Source organism: Enterobacter sp. I4, assembly GCF_022669095.1.
In the GTDB taxonomy this organism is placed as follows: domain Bacteria; phylum Pseudomonadota; class Gammaproteobacteria; order Enterobacterales; family Enterobacteriaceae; genus Enterobacter; species Enterobacter pasteurii.
In genome coordinates this window covers 1,958,756-1,974,479 of the sequence record NZ_JALBUO010000001.1, presented here as the reverse complement: position 1 = coordinate 1,974,479, position 15,724 = coordinate 1,958,756, and the positions used below count along the sequence as shown (strand labels likewise).

Annotated in this window: 17 protein-coding genes and 3 pseudogenes; 10 read left to right on the top strand and 10 right to left on the bottom strand. The window is 53.6% G+C overall.

Annotation, left to right across the window (positions count from 1 at the left end; all coding sequences use genetic code 11):
• Positions 1-72: 72 nt before the first annotated feature.
• From MOQ06_RS09425 to yciA, 5 genes and pseudogenes are all read left to right on the top strand, one after another.
• A pseudogene (locus MOQ06_RS09425) lies at positions 73-165 on the top strand (YkgJ family cysteine cluster protein); the annotation flags it as partial.
• A 25-nt stretch (positions 166-190) separates the two neighbouring features.
• Positions 191-934, top strand: coding sequence for a YciC family protein (locus tag MOQ06_RS09420; protein WP_193355306.1), 744 nt, complete (start codon positions 191-193; stop codon positions 932-934).
• 13 nt (positions 935-947) lie between these two features.
• On the top strand, positions 948-1,487 hold the full coding sequence (locus MOQ06_RS09415) for a septation protein A (RefSeq protein ID WP_148419649.1): 540 nt from the start codon (positions 948-950) through the stop codon (positions 1,485-1,487).
• Positions 1,488-1,667: 180 nt separating this feature from the next.
• Entirely contained in the window at positions 1,668-3,854 is a 2,187-nt protein-coding gene (locus MOQ06_RS09410) for a TonB-dependent siderophore receptor (RefSeq protein ID WP_277932184.1), read from the top strand.
• Positions 3,855-3,953: 99 nt separating this feature from the next.
• Complete coding sequence (gene yciA / locus MOQ06_RS09405) at positions 3,954-4,349, top strand: acyl-CoA thioester hydrolase YciA (RefSeq protein WP_148419647.1); 396 nt, start codon at positions 3,954-3,956, stop codon at positions 4,347-4,349.
• 46 nt (positions 4,350-4,395) lie between these two features.
• On the opposite strand, the gene tonB is transcribed toward yciA, so the two are convergent.
• Positions 4,396-5,124 (bottom strand): TonB system transport protein TonB, encoded by a 729-nt coding sequence (gene tonB, locus MOQ06_RS09400; RefSeq protein WP_176678699.1) that lies wholly within the window; start codon positions 5,122-5,124, stop codon positions 4,396-4,398.
• Positions 5,125-5,345: 221 nt separating this feature from the next.
• Between tonB and MOQ06_RS09395 the strand changes: the two genes are divergently transcribed.
• On the top strand, positions 5,346-5,642 hold the full coding sequence (locus MOQ06_RS09395; protein WP_148419645.1) for a YciI family protein: 297 nt from the start codon (positions 5,346-5,348) through the stop codon (positions 5,640-5,642).
• A 27-nt stretch (positions 5,643-5,669) separates the two neighbouring features.
• On the opposite strand, the gene MOQ06_RS09390 is transcribed toward MOQ06_RS09395, so the two are convergent.
• Positions 5,670-6,632, bottom strand: a complete 963-nt coding sequence (locus MOQ06_RS09390) for a bifunctional helix-turn-helix transcriptional regulator/GNAT family N-acetyltransferase (RefSeq protein WP_242172541.1) — start codon at positions 6,630-6,632, stop codon at positions 5,670-5,672.
• Between the two features lie 196 nt (positions 6,633-6,828).
• A pseudogene (locus MOQ06_RS09385) lies at positions 6,829-6,997 on the bottom strand (phage late control D family protein); the annotation flags it as partial.
• A gap of 297 nt (positions 6,998-7,294) precedes the next feature.
• Here MOQ06_RS09385 and MOQ06_RS09380 point away from each other — a divergent pair.
• The gene (locus MOQ06_RS09380; protein WP_176610147.1) at positions 7,295-8,038 is read left to right on the top strand and encodes a glycosyltransferase family 25 protein; all 744 of its coding nucleotides are present in this window, start codon (positions 7,295-7,297) and stop codon (positions 8,036-8,038) included.
• A 46-nt stretch (positions 8,039-8,084) separates the two neighbouring features.
• Positions 8,085-8,286 (top strand): annotated as a pseudogene (locus MOQ06_RS09375) (IS4 family transposase); the annotation flags it as partial.
• A gap of 79 nt (positions 8,287-8,365) precedes the next feature.
• Here the strand turns inward: MOQ06_RS09375 and leuE are convergent.
• From leuE to MOQ06_RS09360, 3 genes are all read right to left on the bottom strand, one after another.
• Positions 8,366-9,001, bottom strand: a complete 636-nt coding sequence (gene leuE, locus MOQ06_RS09370; protein WP_176610146.1) for a leucine efflux protein LeuE — start codon at positions 8,999-9,001, stop codon at positions 8,366-8,368.
• A 65-nt stretch (positions 9,002-9,066) separates the two neighbouring features.
• The gene (locus MOQ06_RS09365) at positions 9,067-9,477 is read right to left on the bottom strand and encodes an Exc2 family lipoprotein (RefSeq protein WP_242172538.1); all 411 of its coding nucleotides are present in this window, start codon (positions 9,475-9,477) and stop codon (positions 9,067-9,069) included.
• Between the two features lie 257 nt (positions 9,478-9,734).
• Positions 9,735-9,908, bottom strand: a complete 174-nt coding sequence (locus MOQ06_RS09360; protein WP_017384232.1) for a YciY family protein — start codon at positions 9,906-9,908, stop codon at positions 9,735-9,737.
• Positions 9,909-10,051: 143 nt separating this feature from the next.
• Between MOQ06_RS09360 and cls the strand changes: the two genes are divergently transcribed.
• A complete protein-coding gene (cls, locus tag MOQ06_RS09355; RefSeq protein ID WP_148419640.1) occupies positions 10,052-11,512 on the top strand; it encodes a cardiolipin synthase in 1,461 nt (486 codons plus the stop codon).
• A gap of 33 nt (positions 11,513-11,545) precedes the next feature.
• On the top strand, positions 11,546-11,875 hold the full coding sequence (locus MOQ06_RS09350; protein WP_006810881.1) for an HI1450 family dsDNA-mimic protein: 330 nt from the start codon (positions 11,546-11,548) through the stop codon (positions 11,873-11,875).
• 29 nt (positions 11,876-11,904) lie between these two features.
• Here the strand turns inward: MOQ06_RS09350 and MOQ06_RS09345 are convergent, their stop codons facing one another.
• The 4 genes from MOQ06_RS09345 to oppC are packed head-to-tail and all read right to left on the bottom strand — an operon-like array spanning position 11,905 to position 15,721.
• A complete protein-coding gene (locus tag MOQ06_RS09345; protein WP_242172534.1) occupies positions 11,905-12,741 on the bottom strand; it encodes an ion transporter in 837 nt (278 codons plus the stop codon).
• A 45-nt stretch (positions 12,742-12,786) separates the two neighbouring features.
• The gene (gene oppF / locus MOQ06_RS09340) at positions 12,787-13,791 is read right to left on the bottom strand and encodes a murein tripeptide/oligopeptide ABC transporter ATP-binding protein OppF (protein ID WP_242172532.1); all 1,005 of its coding nucleotides are present in this window, start codon (positions 13,789-13,791) and stop codon (positions 12,787-12,789) included.
• Positions 13,788-14,801 carry an ABC transporter ATP-binding protein gene (locus MOQ06_RS09335; protein WP_148419637.1) on the bottom strand — a complete coding sequence of 338 codons (1,014 nt, stop codon included), beginning with the start codon at positions 14,799-14,801 and terminating at the stop codon, positions 13,788-13,790. The genes oppF and MOQ06_RS09335 overlap by 4 nt, the downstream gene beginning before the upstream one ends.
• An 11-nt stretch (positions 14,802-14,812) precedes the next feature.
• Positions 14,813-15,721, bottom strand: a complete 909-nt coding sequence (oppC, locus tag MOQ06_RS09330; RefSeq protein WP_242172531.1) for an oligopeptide ABC transporter permease OppC — start codon at positions 15,719-15,721, stop codon at positions 14,813-14,815.
• Between the last annotated feature and the right edge of the window lie 3 nt (positions 15,722-15,724).

The following is a 15,724-nucleotide window of genomic DNA, read 5'->3' as shown; positions in this document are numbered from 1 at the left end:
AACATTTATTGATCCAGATTAATTTTTACCAACATCATGTTAGCGCCTGTCTTGATATAGCCCGGCAAGACGGGATTACCGCTGCTTTACAAAGATATGCTTTTCCATACAAGCCTTGAGGCTGCCACCCGCGTGATATCCGGTGTACAATTGCCGGCTAATTAACACCTGCAATACTCAAGGAGAGTGCATGTCTATCACGGCGAAGTCTGTCTACCGTGACACGGGAAATTTTTTCCGCAATCAGTTCGTTACGTTTTTACTGATCGCGCTGTTGTGCGCCTTTATTACGGTGGTTCTGGGTCATGCGTTCTCACCCAGTGAAGAACAGATTGCTACGCTGAGCCAGGGGGATCATCTTGCAGGCAGCGCAGGCTTGTTTGACCTTGTGCAGAATATGACGCCAGAGCAACAGCAAATCCTGCTGCGCGCCTCCGCGGCATCGACGTTCTCCGGGTTAATTGGGAATGCGATTCTGGCAGGTGGCGTGCTGCTGATGATCCAGCTCGTTTCGGCCGGACACCGCGTTAGCGCGTTGCGTGCCATCGGTGCCAGCGCACCCGTGCTGCCGAAGCTGTTTATCCTTATCTTCCTGACCACGCTCCTGGTGCAGATGGGGATCATGCTGGTTGTCGTACCGGGCGTCCTGCTGGCGATTGTGCTTTCATTCGCACCGGTTATGGTTGTGCAGGACAAAATGGGGATCTTCACGGCGATGCGCAGCAGCATTAAGCTCGCGTGGGCGAACATGCGTCTGGTCGCCCCGGCCGTTATCAGCTGGCTGCTTGCCAAAACGCTCTTATTGCTGTTTGCGCCGAACTTTGCGGTATTAACGCCCAACGTCGGTGCGGTTGTCGCCAATACGCTGAGCAACCTGATTTCAGCCGTGCTGCTGGTCTATTTGTTCCGCCTGTATATGTTAATTCGTCAGTAACCGGGATCGCAGAATGAAGCAGTTTCTAGATTTTTTACCGCTGATCGTTTTTTTCGCGTTTTACAAGCTCTACGACATTTACGCCGGGACGCTGGCCCTGATTGTAGCAACGGCTGTAGTGCTGATTTATAGCTGGGTACGCTATCGCAAAGTTGAAAAGATGGCGCTCATCACCTTCCTAATGGTGGCGGTTTTTGGTGGCCTGACGCTGTTCTTCCATAACGATGAATTTATCAAATGGAAGGTGACGGTGATTTACGGGCTTTTTGCTGGCGCACTGCTCATCAGCCAGTGGGTAATGAAAAAACCCCTGATTCAGCGCATGCTGGGCAAAGAGCTGACGCTACCGCAGGAGGTGTGGTCTCGTCTGAACATCGCCTGGGCGCTGTTCTTTATTCTCTGTGGCCTGGCCAACATCTATATCGCCTTCTGGCTGCCGCAAAATATCTGGGTCAACTTTAAAGTCTTCGGGCTTACGGCCCTGACGCTGATCTTCACTCTGCTGAGCGGGGTTTATATCTACCGCCACATGCCGCAGGACGATAAGCAGTAATCAGATGGCCAGATCGCCTCGCGGTCTGGCCCCTCTCTTTTTCCTTCCCTATTCTCATCACGCTTTCTGCAAAAATGTCCGAATCATGAAGATTTTGTGGAGATTGCTCCCCCTTCATTGTAATGAGAATCACTATCATTAATATTCGTCATCGCATTTTTAACAAATGGAAATGAGTTGATGAATAAAACAATAAGATTTGCCCCCGCGTCACTGACGCTGGCCATGCTTTCCGCACTCAGCCAGAGCGCGCACGCAGCAGACGATCTCCTCGCCGATGGTGAAACCATGGTGGTTCAGGCCACCGCAGAGGAAGCACTCAAGCAGCAGCCGGGGGTTTCTGTCATCACCGCAAAAGACATTGAAAAGGATCCACCGGTTAACGATCTTTCGGAAATTATTCGCAAAATGCCCGGGGTTAATCTCACCGGAAACAGCGCTACGGGCAGCCGCGGCAACAATCGCCAGATCGACATTCGCGGCATGGGGCCAGAGAACACCCTGATCCTGATTGACGGTGTTCCGGTAACTTCCCGCAACTCGGTGCGCTACAGCTGGCGCGGCGAGCGCGACACCCGCGGTGACACTAACTGGGTTCCGCCAGAGATGGTCGAGCGCATTGAAGTGCTTCGTGGTCCTGCTGCTGCCCGCTACGGTTCGGGGGCCGCCGGCGGCGTCGTCAACATCATTACCAAACGCCCAACCAACGACTGGCACGGCTCGCTCTCCCTGTTCACCAACCAGCCTGAAAATGATAAAGAGGGGGCGACCAAACGCGCTAACTTTGACCTGAGCGGCCCGCTCGCGGGCGACGCGTTGACGATGCGTCTGTACGGGAATATCAACAAAACCGACGCGGATGCGCAGGACATCAATACCGCACAGAATGGCTCCTGGGCCGCCGGACGCGAAGGCGTACGTAATAAAGACATTAATGCCCTGCTCTCCTGGAAGCTCACGCCGCAGCAGATAATCGATTTCGATTACAGCTACAGCCGCCAGGGCAATATTTACGCTGGGGATACGCAGTACAGCAACGGCAACGTCAGCCCCAACGGGCTGGTATCGTCCCTTTATGGTCACGAAACTAACCGCATGTACCGCCAGTCATACGGTATTACCCATAACGGCATCTGGGACTGGGGCCAGTCAAAATTCGGTGTCTATTACGAGAAGACCAATAATACCCGCCTGGGCGAAGGCTCCACGGGTAAAGTGGAGGGGATGATCAATAGCGATAAATACGACACCAGCCGTCTCGAGTCATACCGCTCCACCGGTGAGCTGAATATTCCCTTCTTCTGGCTGGTCGATCAGACCCTGACCGTTGGCGCAGAGTGGAACCGTGATGAACTGAACGACCCGGCGTCGATGCAGGCAACTAACGTGTCGGGAGAGGTAATTAACGGCGTTTCCGGCACGGCCTCCGAGCGTAACAGCAAAAACAGCGCCGACCTGACCGGTATCTATCTTGAGGACAATATTGAAGCGCGTCCGGGCACCAGCCTGATCCCCGGCATCCGTTTTGATTACCACAATCAGTTTGGCAGTAACTGGAGCCCAAGCCTCAACCTCTCTCAGGATCTCGGCGACATGTTTAAGGTCAAAGCGGGTATCGCACGGGTATTTAAAGCGCCAAACCTGTATCAGTCCAGCGAGGGCTATCTGCTTTCCACCCGCGGTAATGGCTGCCCGAATAACGTTTCCGAAGGAAGCTGCTACCTGCTGGGCAACCCGGATTTGGATCCTGAAATCAGCGTGAACAAGGAAATCGGCCTCGCCTTCGCGCTGGAAGGCTACGAAGCCGGCATTACCTGGTTCCGAAACGATTATAAAAACAAGATCGTTTCGGGAACGGACGTGCTGGGGCAGACCAGCAGCGGTGTGAACATCCTTCAGTGGGAGAATGGTGGTAAGGCCGTCGTTGAGGGGCTGGAAGGTAACCTGACGGTCCCGGTGATTCGCGACACGCTCACCTGGCGCACCAACGCCACGTATATGATTCAGTCTGAAAGCAAAGATACCGGCAACCCGCTGTCGATTATTCCTGAATATACCGTCAACACCATGCTCGACTGGGAAGTAAACAGCAAACTCTCGGCAAACGTTACCTGGACCATGTACGGCCGCCAGAAGCCTCGGGAAAATGCGGAAATCCGTAAAGAGGAAGGCACGATGTCAGACCGGGAGATCGGCGCGTATTCCATCGTAGGGATCGGCGGTAATTATCAGCTGACAAAAAACCTGCGCCTTAATGCGGGAATCAGTAACCTCTTTGATAAGCAGATTTATCGTGAAAATGAGGGTGCGTCGACCTATAACGAACCGGGCCGCGCGTATTACGCAGGCGTAACCATGTCCTTCTGACCCTCAGGCGCCTGCTCTGCGGGCGCTATCCCCTATTCTCTCCAGCCAGAAATCATAGTAGCATCCCGCCTGAAGTCTTCAGTTATGAGTTAAAAAACAATGACAACAAATAGCGCCCCTCAGGGCGAACTGGTTTTACGCACACTGGCAATGCCTGCGGATACGAATGCCAATGGCGATATTTTTGGCGGCTGGTTGATGTCGCAAATGGATATGGGCGGTGCAATCCTTGCAAAAGAGATTGCTCACGGGCGGGTGGTAACTGTCCGGGTTGACGGAATGACCTTCCTGCGGCCCGTAGCGGTGGGCGACGTCGTTTGCTGCTACGCGCGCTGCGTTAAGCGCGGCAACACGTCCATCTCTGTCAACATTGAGGTATGGGTGAAGAAAGTCTCTTCTGAACCGATTGGCCAGCGCTACAAGGCGACTGAAGCGCTGTTTATCTATGTGGCGGTGGATAACGACGGAAAACCCCGTCCGCTACCCCAGAACTGATCCTCAGACGTAAAAAAAGCCTCACTCGAGGCTTTTTTTATTGCTGTTATTCCATTTGGGCCCCGCCGTTCAGGCGGAAGACAATGTTCACAATCAGCCCGTTGCCTGGCTTACCGGCTTCATAGCGCCACTTGCGCATGGCCGATTTAACTTCACGTTCAAACATATTGGATGGCTGCGCGGACAGGATCTGCACGTTATCCACGCGCCCGTCTGCCGTAACGTCAAATTTCACCCGTACTCGCCCTTCAATACGTAATGCCTGAGCGCGAGCCGGATACTGCGGCTGGTTACGGCTCAGCGCGCGCGGCCCCGCAGGCGCTGTTACCGCTGGTTTGGCCGCGGTCGCGGTGTTATTCATCAGCGGACGCGAAGGTGCGGTATTTTCAACCGGCTGCGTGGCGCGCGGCTCTACCGGACGCACTTCACGTTTAGGGCGTTCCTCCACCTTTTTGACCGGTTTCGGTTTCGGTTTTGGCTTTGGCTTCGGTTTTGGCTCTGGCTTATGGATGACCACCGGCGCTTCTTTCGGCGGCTCCGGAACGGGCTCAGGCTCTGGCTCCGGCTCAGCAACTGGCTGTGGCGGCGGAGGCGCAACCTGTGGCGGTTCAAGATCCGCAGGCGAGACCATGGTCACCGAAATTGGCTGCGCGGGCGCCGGCATTTCAATAACCTGATGAACCGAGGTATAGAGCAGACCCGCCACGACAGCACCGTGAATAACGACGGAAAGCAGCGTCGGCCATGGAAAGCGGCGAGGTAAATCAAGGGTCATCGAAGTCATAATCATCAACGTTAAAAAACCGAACTCCGATTTTAAATGCAAATAGCAATCATATTCAATAAGACACTTTGTCCTGGCGCAATTTAAGCGTACAAGAGGACAAAAAAGGGGCATCCAGATCAGGGTTTTAACATTGTTATTATCTTTGCATTGCAGACATTTGTGCTTTCACATAACGTAAATGACACTTTTACCGGTTAAGGAGCTTTGCCGTGCTTTACGTGATTTACGCTGAAGATGTATCTGATTCTCTGGAAAAACGTCTTTCCGTTCGCCCTGCCCATCTGGCGCGCTTACAGCTGTTGCAGGATGAAGGCCGGTTACTGACCGCGGGCCCGATGCCTGCCGTCGACAGCAACGATCCTGGTGCAGCGGGTTTTACCGGCTCAACGGTGATTGCCGAGTTTGAGTCTCTCGAAGCCGCACAGGCATGGGCAGAAGCAGACCCGTACGTCGCGGCCGGCGTGTATGAGAACGTCACGGTTCGCCCGTATAAGAAAGTGTTCTGAAAGAAAGGCTCCAGCAGGAGCCTTTTTTCATTCCGGTAAAGAGCCGTTAAGGCGGGTAAACTGCTGTTCGGTAATCAGGCTTCCCCACTGCTCGCCCTCCCACTCACTGGCAAGCTGAAAGCCAAAGGATTGGTAGAGACGTCTGGCGGCCGTAAGCTTATTAAACGTCCAGAGATGTACCGCGGAAAAACCCATGCTGTCGCAAAAATTCATCGCTTCCGTCAGCAGCCTTTTGCCCGCCCCATGTCCACGGCATCCATCGTCAAGAATAAACCATCGCAGATGGGCTTCTCCCTGCTCAAGATCTTCACCATCAATGGCTACGGAGCCAACAATCCTGCCCTGAATGAGCGCCAGCCAGATTCGGTTACGGGGATTAGTAAGACGTCCGCTGAACTCAGCCAGCCCCGAAGCGACTTTGGCTTCAAAGAAGCTGCCGAACTGGTGTTCGCGGGCGTAGAAAGTCCCGTGCATCTCCGCGATGCGTCCTATCATACCGGGCAGATAGCCCTCAACAATCTCCAGCTCATCTGAGAATTTATCCGCAGGATTTTCGCGGCACGACAGCAGCGCACCGGCATAAAGCGATAACCCCCGGGCAATGGCCTGCTGTTGATCGGAAGTCAGCGACCGTATTGCCGAAATCACCCGCTCGCTACCGTAAGCGTTGATTTGCTGGACGGTCGCATGCCCTTTTGCGGTCAGCCGGAGACATTTTGCCCTGGCGTCTTCCGGTGATGCGAACTCCTCCAGTTCACCAGCGGCTATCAGACGAGCCAGCATTCGGCTGACGCTTGATTTTTCCAGCCCCAGCAGCTGGACTAGCTGTCCGGCCGTCATCTCTTTACGCAACCCAATTTCGACCAGAGTATGGACGGCGGAAGGGGAATAATTCGTTGAGGCCAGCGTCGAGGCCATAAATCCAAGCTCTCGCACCATCAGACGGGAGGCGCTGCGGATGTCACTGACTATAGGGGTTTCGATGTGCATTGTTGTTCTCCGTTATTTAGTTGTACTATACAACCAAATAACGGCACGTTGTCAACAGGATCAAAAAAGGCTCCCTCAGGAGCTTTTTTTAAACGCTTTAACACAATGAACCAAAAGGGTTTGTCTCATATAGTATTTACATGTTGACCACAACAAGACTTGAAGCCCAGCTTTTGCGGGCTTCTAACAACTATTGGTTGCGCGCAGCAATGGTCTCAACAATAACGCCGAGCGTGGTATCGTGCCATGGCTGTTCCCGGCAGGAGTTTAGCGACCCGCGAAAATCAGCGCTGCCCCCCGGATGGTGACCGTATCAGGGCGCCCCGGCGCTCGATTTCATCGACCGTAAAAATCCCTTGATTCAATGACCTCGACGCCGTGTTGATAGTCGCTCATCCGTAAAACTCCGTGGTGAAGTGGAGCGTCTATTTTCTTGCTTACAGGAGTTAGGAACTATTCGACTCAGTTCTTCTGCAGATTACACAGCAAGCCTTCTGCGGGGCACGTTGTCATTTTTGGGTTGAGCAGCTTTATCATTACAGTTACTATGCCTATCGTTTGTATGACTTTTATAATTCACAGATATATTTACTGATTTTTCATCAGTACACTCAGCAAATTACTATTCAATAAAACGGAATGTTGTTTTACAAGGGAGCACGATGAAAACCTTCGTTATCAACCTTAAAACTGAAATAAAAAAAAGAAACAATATTGATGCACAATGCAAAGCCAATGGTTTCGACTATGAAATCATTGAGGCTGTTAACGGCCGTGAACTGCAGGATGAAGCAACGCACCTTCTGGCTCATAACCCTTCACAGGCCAGACTAACAAAAGGCGTGATTGGCTGTACATTGAGCCATCTGTATATATATACCAGAATGGTAGCAGACAGCATCCCTTATGCCCTGGTGCTTGAGGATGACATTACAATCACTGAGTCTGCAAAAGAAGTTATTAGTACTGTAGAAAACGCACTTCAGCCGCGCAGCCGTGAAATTTACCTGCTCAATACGCCTGAGGCTATCACTCCGTTAATCAAGAAGAAACTGACTGAGAATGTCACGTTCCACAGAATGGCGCGGGCAAGCCAGTCACCTGCATACATTCTCAGCCTTGAAACGGCAAAAGCCTTGCTCGATTTTAACTACCCAATTAAATATGAAGTAGACCGCTGGGTTGCATTCCGAGATTACTGCAATATTAAAATATGGTGTCTCCCGGAAGGAGTCATCGATAGCTATGACCAGGATAAGAAAGAATCAACCCTTGAAGCTGAGCGCTGCAAAATTGAGCATGAGCGGCTGAGATTCCTGGCCACCCTAAGAAAAAAAGAGAAAGGATATCAAAGAAAGAGATTGGCTAATTTAATTCTAAAAAAAATCAGTCATCAGGTTATTTGAAATATGCCCCCAAAACGGGGCTTTTTTTAAGGCTTTTCAGGCCAGACGCATGGCGGAACAACTGAAGGGATACTGGCCAAACCAGCTGAGCTTCTCAGAGTCATGCGGAATGGTAATGCGAATGTTGATGACTCTTCAGGGCGCTTCACCAGGGGGTATCCCGAAGCTGATGCGTGATCTTGAAAGCATGGGGCTGCTGGTAAAATTGGGAAAGGGCCTTCCCGAGAGTGATAAAGGAAAGGCCCTGAAGATACCCCACAGCCCCGAAAAAGGGCCAGTCAGCTGCTTAACTGACTGGCATTACTCCCCCAGAAGCCTTTTTTTCATTCAGTGCAGCGACGCCAGCCGCGCCGCGAACCCGACGAACAGCAGCCCTATCAGACCGTTGCCCAGCCTGGCGAGCTTCTTTTTCGTTTTTAGATATCGGGTCACAAACGCCCCTGAGAAAATCAGGAAGCTCATGTACATGAAGCTGATCAGCTCAAGGGTCGTGGCGAGGATCAGGAACGACGTGCCGGTATTCGTCGCGTTTACATCAATGAACTGCACGAAGAACGACACGTAAAAAAGAATGGCCTTCGGGTTCGTCAGGCTCAGCACCAGCGAACGCTTGAGGATCGCGCTTGCCGGTTCGGCGCTATTATCATGTGCATTATTCTGACGGTTAATAACAGACCAGAGCATTTTGCCGCCGAGCCACAGAAGGTAAAACGCGCCCAGATAGCGGACGATATTAAATAACACCGGCGTGGTCTGGATTAACGCGGCGACCCCCGCCCAGGCCAGAAACATGAGTACAGCATCACCAATAAATACGCCGGTGGCGGCCAGATATCCTTTTTTAACGCCGTGGCCAATCCCTGTTTTAAGCACAAACAAGGTGTTCGGTCCTGGAACCAGCACGATAAAAAATGCGCCGACAACATAGGTCCAGAAATTCAGTACACCAAACTCCGCAAACACGTCTCACTCCTTTTGCACTACAACTGCGGGATTACCGCAAATAACGGTATCCCCAAATCAGGGCGCTATTGTACGCCGTTATAGCCGTCAAGATAAGTCGCTGCCAGTTCGTTGCCAAATAAAGCAGCATCCTTTTCATCCATTGCCGACGTCCACTTATCCTTCGCATTGCCTGCGAAGGACTCCTGCGACTTCGCATTTTCCTTAAGCTGATCGCGTATGCTTTGGGCGTATTGATGCGCTTCTGCCTGCGTCCGGCCTTCCGTGCGGTCGGCCCTACCGCGCGCGTAAAGCTCGCGGAACTGCGCCACGTTAAGGCGATAGTTCTTCTGCACGTCAGAGGCGTAATTGCCGCCGGTGAAGCCGGACTGATGCGAGACAAAATAAAACGCGTGCCGATCAGGGGAAGGTTTACTGCTGGTACATCCGCTTAATATCGCAATCCCGAGGATCGCTGCCACCGCTTTTCCGTTCATCCTTTTTCCTTTTAATAAAGCCAGCTTACTCCCCAGGCATAAACATAATCTGTCAGCGAGGAGAATGACGATAACCCTAAATCTTCCCTGAGCGCATCCAGCGCCAAAAGCACAATAAAAACCCAGAGATATGGATTCATCTTTTTATTTCATGACGTTAAGGGGGCGTAGTATATCGCTGAAACCGGAGAGGAGAGACTGCGAAAAATGATAGTCCGGAGGTTTAACGGGCACCTCAACGGTGCCCCTCATGCTTTTCAGATGTCCTGGACCGCGAACAGCAGCGCGTTACGGTGTCTGTTCAGTCCACATTTTCTGATGGCGTGGATACGCATATTGCGGCGGGATTGTGCTTCCAGCCAACGAGCCTTACGACGACTCACCTGTCGCAACATGCGCCAGCGCCCTACTTCAGTTCTACTGCGCTTCATGTCTACAACTCTTTCTCTAACAGAAACGTCATTATAAGCCTAAGCTGTCGGCAAACCAGCGCTTTTATCTGCCGTTTTTATTTGCCAGATGATTCCTGATGCGTAAACTCATAACAATACGCTTTCAAAAGGATTTTTTATTTATGACAACCTTCTACACCGTGGTGAGTTGGCTGGTCATTTTAGGATACTGGCTGTTAATTGCCGGGGTGACGCTGCGCATTCTGATGAAACGCAGAGCGGTACCTTCAGCCATGGCCTGGCTTCTGATTATCTATATTCTGCCGCTGGTGGGCATTATCGCCTATCTCTCTTTCGGTGAACTTCATCTTGGGAAACGCCGCGCTGAACGCGCCCGTGCCATGTGGCCCTCCACGGCAAAATGGCTGGCCGATCTCAAAGCCTGCAAGCATATCTTCGCCGAAGAGAACAGCAGCGTGGCCGCGTCCCTGTTCAAACTGTGCGAACGCCGCCAGGGCATTGGCGGCGTAAAGGGCAATCAGCTGCAGCTTATGACCACCTCCGATGATGTGATGCAGGCCCTAATCCGCGACATTCAGCTCGCCCGACATAATATCGAGATGGTATTTTATATCTGGCAGCCCGGCGGAATGGCGGATCAGGTAGCCGAATCGCTGATGGCCGCCGCGCGCCGCGGTATCCACTGCCGCCTGATGCTGGACTCCGCCGGCAGCGTCGCCTTTTTCCGCAGCCCGTGGGCCGGTATGATGCGCAATGCGGGCATCGAAGTGGTCGAGGCGCTGAAGGTGAATCTTTTCCGCGTCTTCCTGCGCCGCATGGATCTCCGGCAGCACCGTAAAATGGTCCTGATCGATAACTATATTGCCTACACCGGCAGCATGAACATGGTCGATCCCCGCTTCTTCAAGCAGGATTCCGGCGTGGGGCAATGGATCGATTTGATGGCGCGTATGGAAGGCCCGGTGGCGACCTCTATGGGTATCGTCTATTCCTGCGACTGGGAAATTGAAACCGGTAAACGTATTCTTCCGCCGCCGCCGGATGGCAATATCATGCCGTTTGAAGAAGCCAGCGGCCACACCATTCATACCATTGCCTCCGGCCCCGGCTTTCCGGAAGATCTCATCCATCAGGCGCTGCTGACCGCCGCTTACTCAGCGCGTGAGTATCTGATAATGACCACGCCCTACTTCGTACCCAGCGACGATCTTCTGCATGCCATCTGCACGGCGGCGCAGCGCGGGGTGGACGTGAGCATTATTCTGCCGCGCAAAAATGACTCGCTGCTGGTCGGATGGGCAAGCCGCGCGTTCTTCAGCGAGCTGCTGGCCGCCGGGGTGAAAATTTACCAGTTCGAAGGCGGGCTGTTACACACCAAGAGCGTGCTGGTGGACGGCGAGCTGAGCCTGGTGGGCACCGTCAACCTCGACATGCGTAGCCTGTGGCTGAATTTTGAAATTACGCTGGTGATTGACGACGTTGGATTCGGCGGCGATCTGGCGGCGGTTCAGGACGATTATATCTCCCGCTCCCGCCTGCTGGACGCCAGGCTGTGGGCCAAACGTCCGCTCTGGCAGCGAATTGCCGAACGACTGTTTTACTTCTTTAGTCCGTTGCTGTAAAACGTGCCCAACGATGTTAAACAGGTAGTCATCATGGAAATGGATCTGAACAATCGCCTGACCGAAGACGAAACGCTCGAGCAGGCTTACGATATTTTTCTCGAACTGGCGGTTGATAACCTCGACCCTGCGGACGTCATTCTTTTCAACCTTCAGTTTGAAGAGCGTGGCGGCGCCGAGCTGTTCGATCCGTCTGAAGACTGGGCCGAACACGTTGATTTTGACCTCAACCCGGACTTCTTCGCCGAGGTTGTGATTGGACTGGCAGATGAAGACGGTGGCGAAATTAACGACATCTTCGCGCGCGTGCTGCTGTGCCGCGAGAAAGACCACAAGCTGTGCCACATTCTCTGGCGCGAATAAATAAAGGCTGCGACGGCAGCCTTTTTTATTTACTCCGGTAATGCCTTTCCGCAGCGGTGACAAAACCGCGCGTCGGGTTCATGATTCCCCTGCTGACAATTCGAACATTTGCGTTGCCGTTTGCTGCTCTGAAACGCGCTGCTCATGTGGGTAGTAATTAGCCCCGTCGGGATCGCTATCACGGAATAACCGATCAGAATCAGGACAGAGGCCACAATACGTCCGAGCGGCGTATGCGGCGTAATATCCCCATAGCCTACCGTCGTCACCGTCACGATGGCCCAGTAAACCGACGCATTAAGGGTGGTAAAGCCGTATTTTGGCCCTTCGATTAAATACATCAGGGATCCAAAAACGATCATCACGATAGCAATAAACGAATAGAAGAGAATAAGCTGGTGGCGGGCGCTGACAATGGCGACCCAAAAAACCCGCAGCGACGGCATAAAGCGCAGCAGCTTCAGAATACGTAATACGCGAATCGCCCGCATTGCGCGCCAGGCAAAGACATAGTTCAGGCTAATTTCAGGCCACAGCCACATGACGTACAGCGGCAGAATGGTGGCTAAATCAATAATTCCCCAGAAGCTGAAGACGTATTTAGCCGGATTCGGCCAGCTGATGACCCTCAGTATATATTCGACGCTAAAGACCAGCGTAACGATCAGTTCCAGCCAGACGAAGACATGCCACTCCTCAAACGTCATGTGGTACTGCGTTCCGGCGCCGGATTCAATAAAGATGATGATGACGCTAATCAGCGCAAATAAGCCGCACAGTCCCTCGACGCGTCGACCGGAAACCGTTTCAGGATCGAATAAAAAATGATACAGCCGCTGGCGGGCCGACGTGAATAATCGCGACACAATAACCTCGAAAAATAAGGGCTGACATCTTGTCAGCCCTTGCGATTATAGCGGTTCTACTTTCAGGCAGGAAACCGCGTGTCGGAAACTGCCCTCCAGCACCGGCCGCGTCTTCGCGCATTCCGGCCCGGCTAATGGGCACCGCGTACGGAATACGCAGCCCGAAGGCGGGTTAATCGGCGAAGGCAGTTCGCCTTCCAGCAGCTGAATGGTTTTATTTTTCTCCAGATCGGGGTCCGGTACGGGTACCGCGGACATCAGCGCTTTGGTGTAGGGGTGCAGCGGGTTGTGATACACCTCGTCGTAGGTGCCCAGCTCCACGGCGTGACCCAGATACATCACCAGCACGCGATCGGAAATGTGTTTTACCACCGCCAGGTCATGAGCGATGAAAATCAGCGACAGCCCCATCTCCCTCTGGAGTTTCTGCAACAGGTTAACCACCTGCGCCTGGATAGATACGTCCAGCGCCGAAACCGGCTCATCGCAGATGATCAGCTTTGGCTCGAGGATCAGCGCACGCGCAATACCGATACGCTGACACTGGCCGCCGGAAAACTCGTGCGGATAGCGGTTGATGAGGTTAGGCAGCAGACCCACCTTCAGCATCATCGCCTTCACGCGGTCGCGCACTTCCTGGCGCGGCATCTTTGGATGATAGGTGCGCAGCGGCTCGGCAATGATTTCACCAATGGTCATACGCGGGTTGAGCGATGCCAGCGGATCCTGGAATATCATCTGGATATCGCTGCGCACGTCGCGCCATTCATCCGGCTTCATTCCCAGCAGATCTTTGCCAAGCCAGGCCACTTTACCGTCGGTGGCTTTTACCAGGCCGATAATCGCCCGCGCAAACGTCGATTTGCCGCAGCCGGATTCGCCCACCACGCCCAGGGTCTCCCCTTCGTACAGGCGCAGCGTAACGCCATCCACCGCTTTCAGGGTTTTAGCCGGCTGCCAGAACCACTGCTTGCCGTCTTTGATATCGAAATGAACCTTCAGGTCAGCGATTTCGAGCAGTACATTTCTTTTTTCATCAATGGCGTTCATACCAGCTCCTCCTGCGGCTTAAAGCAGGCGCGCAGACGGCCCGGGGCAAACGCCTCCAGCGGCGGTGCGCTGTTGCAGATTTCCATCGCGTGCGGACAGCGCGGCTGGAACGGACAGCCTTTCGGCAGACGCAGCAGGTTTGGCGGGTTACCGGGGATCGTCAGCAGCGACTCTCCTTCCGCATCAAGGCGCGGTACGGCATTCAGCAGGCCAATGGAGTACGGATGGGCTGGCTGATAAAACACGTCACGTGCGTTACCGTATTCCATCGTGCGGCCGGCATACATGACCAGGACTTTGTCACAAATCCCGGCGACAACCCCCAGATCGTGGGTAATCATGATAATCGCGGTGTTGAACTCGCGCTTAAGCTCGTTCAGGAGCGTCATGATCTGCGCCTGTACGGTCACGTCCAGCGCCGTGGTCGGTTCGTCGGCAATCAGCAGCTTTGGCCTGCAAAGCAGCGCCATTGCGATCATAACGCGCTGACGCATCCCGCCGGAGAACTCGTGCGGATACATGCGCATGCGCTTGCGCGCTTCCGGCATTTTCACCGCATCCAGCATTTTGACCGACTCTTCAAACGCTTCGGCTTTGCCCAGGCCCTTGTGCAGCATCAGCACTTCCATCAGCTGTTCCCCCACACGCATGTACGGGTTCAGCGACGTCATCGGATCCTGGAAAATCATTGAGATCTGCTCGGCGCGCAGTTTGTTCAGCTCATGTTCCGGCAAATTCAGGATCTCTCTGCCGTTAAATGTCGCCGAACCGCCAATCACGCCGTTAGACGCCAGCAGGCCCATCAGCGCGAAGGCGGTTTGGGATTTTCCGGAGCCGGACTCCCCCACGATACCCAGCGTTTCACCCGCACGCAGGTCGAAGTTGAGATCGTTTACGGCGGTAACGTCCCCGTCCGGGGTTTTAAAAGTCACGCGGAGATCTTTTACGTCCAGCAGTGCGCTGGTCCGCTGCTGCGCCTGAGGCGCGGTTGCCGTTTCAATAATGGTCATGGCGGCGCTCCTTAACGGTCTTTCGGGTCGAGGGCATCACGCAGGCCATCGCCGATAAAGTTGAAACAGAACAGGGTGACTACCAGGAAGCCCGCCGGATACAGCAGTAGCCACGGCGACACTTCCATGGAGTTTGCGCCATCGCTTAACAGAGCGCCCCAGCTGCTCAGCGGCTCCTGCGTACCTAATCCCAGGAAGCTCAGGAAAGATTCAAACAGGATCATGCTCGGTACCAGCAGGGAGGCGTATACCACCACCACGCCCAGCACGTTAGGAACGATATGACGCACCACGATATTGGCGGTAGAGACACCCCCAACCTGCGCGGCCTCAATAAACTCCTTGCGTTTGAGGCTCAGCGTCTGGCCACGCACGATACGCGCCATGTCCAGCCAGGAGACCATCCCGATTGCCACAAAGATCAGCAGGATGTTCTGACCAAAAAAGGTCACCAGCAGAATGACGAAGAACATAAACGGGAAGGAGTTAAGGATCTCAAGCAAACGCATCATTACGGAGTCCACTTTGCCGCCGAGATAACCGGAAAGCGAGCCGTAAAGCGTACCGACCAGAACCGCCACCAGCGCCGCGGCAATACCGACCATCAGCGAGATACGGCCGCCGATCGCCACGCGCACCAGCAAATCACGGCCGGAAGAGTCGGTACCGAAATAGTGCCCGGACTCCATATCCGGCGCGCTGGACATCATGCCCCAGTCCGTATCGAAATAGGTAAACTGCGACAGCATCGGTGCCAGGGTAACGAACAGCGCGATAAGCACCAGCACAACCAGGCTGGCAACGGCGGCACGGTTATGCATAAAGCGACGGCGCGCGTCCTGCCAGAGGCTGCGCCCTTCGACCTCCAGCTTTTCACTGAAGTTTTCCAGCGCCTCGCTGTTTTTCTTACTCAACATCATGGC

Excerpts from the sequence above, each read along its gene's own strand:
- MOQ06_RS09420 (WP_193355306.1), top strand. The coding sequence starts at position 191 with ATGTCTATCACGGCGAAGTCTGTCTACCGTGACACGGGAAATTTTTTC.
- MOQ06_RS09415 (WP_148419649.1), top strand. The coding sequence starts at position 948 with ATGAAGCAGTTTCTAGATTTTTTACCGCTGATCGTTTTTTTCGCGTTT.
- MOQ06_RS09410 (WP_277932184.1), top strand. The coding sequence starts at position 1,668 with ATGAATAAAACAATAAGATTTGCCCCCGCGTCACTGACGCTGGCCATG.
- yciA (WP_148419647.1), top strand. The coding sequence starts at position 3,954 with ATGACAACAAATAGCGCCCCTCAGGGCGAACTGGTTTTACGCACACTG.
- tonB (WP_176678699.1), bottom strand. The coding sequence starts at position 5,124 with ATGACCCTTGATTTACCTCGCCGCTTTCCATGGCCGACGCTGCTTTCC.
- MOQ06_RS09390 (WP_242172541.1), bottom strand. The coding sequence starts at position 6,632 with ATGCACATCGAAACCCCTATAGTCAGTGACATCCGCAGCGCCTCCCGT.
- MOQ06_RS09380 (WP_176610147.1), top strand. The coding sequence starts at position 7,295 with ATGAAAACCTTCGTTATCAACCTTAAAACTGAAATAAAAAAAAGAAAC.
- MOQ06_RS09365 (WP_242172538.1), bottom strand. The coding sequence starts at position 9,477 with ATGAACGGAAAAGCGGTGGCAGCGATCCTCGGGATTGCGATATTAAGC.
- MOQ06_RS09360 (WP_017384232.1), bottom strand. The coding sequence starts at position 9,908 with ATGAAGCGCAGTAGAACTGAAGTAGGGCGCTGGCGCATGTTGCGACAG.
- cls (WP_148419640.1), top strand. The coding sequence starts at position 10,052 with ATGACAACCTTCTACACCGTGGTGAGTTGGCTGGTCATTTTAGGATAC.
- MOQ06_RS09350 (WP_006810881.1), top strand. The coding sequence starts at position 11,546 with ATGGAAATGGATCTGAACAATCGCCTGACCGAAGACGAAACGCTCGAG.
- oppF (WP_242172532.1), bottom strand. The coding sequence starts at position 13,791 with ATGAACGCCATTGATGAAAAAAGAAATGTACTGCTCGAAATCGCTGAC.
- MOQ06_RS09335 (WP_148419637.1), bottom strand. The coding sequence starts at position 14,801 with ATGACCATTATTGAAACGGCAACCGCGCCTCAGGCGCAGCAGCGGACC.
- oppC (WP_242172531.1), bottom strand. The coding sequence starts at position 15,721 with ATGATGTTGAGTAAGAAAAACAGCGAGGCGCTGGAAAACTTCAGTGAA.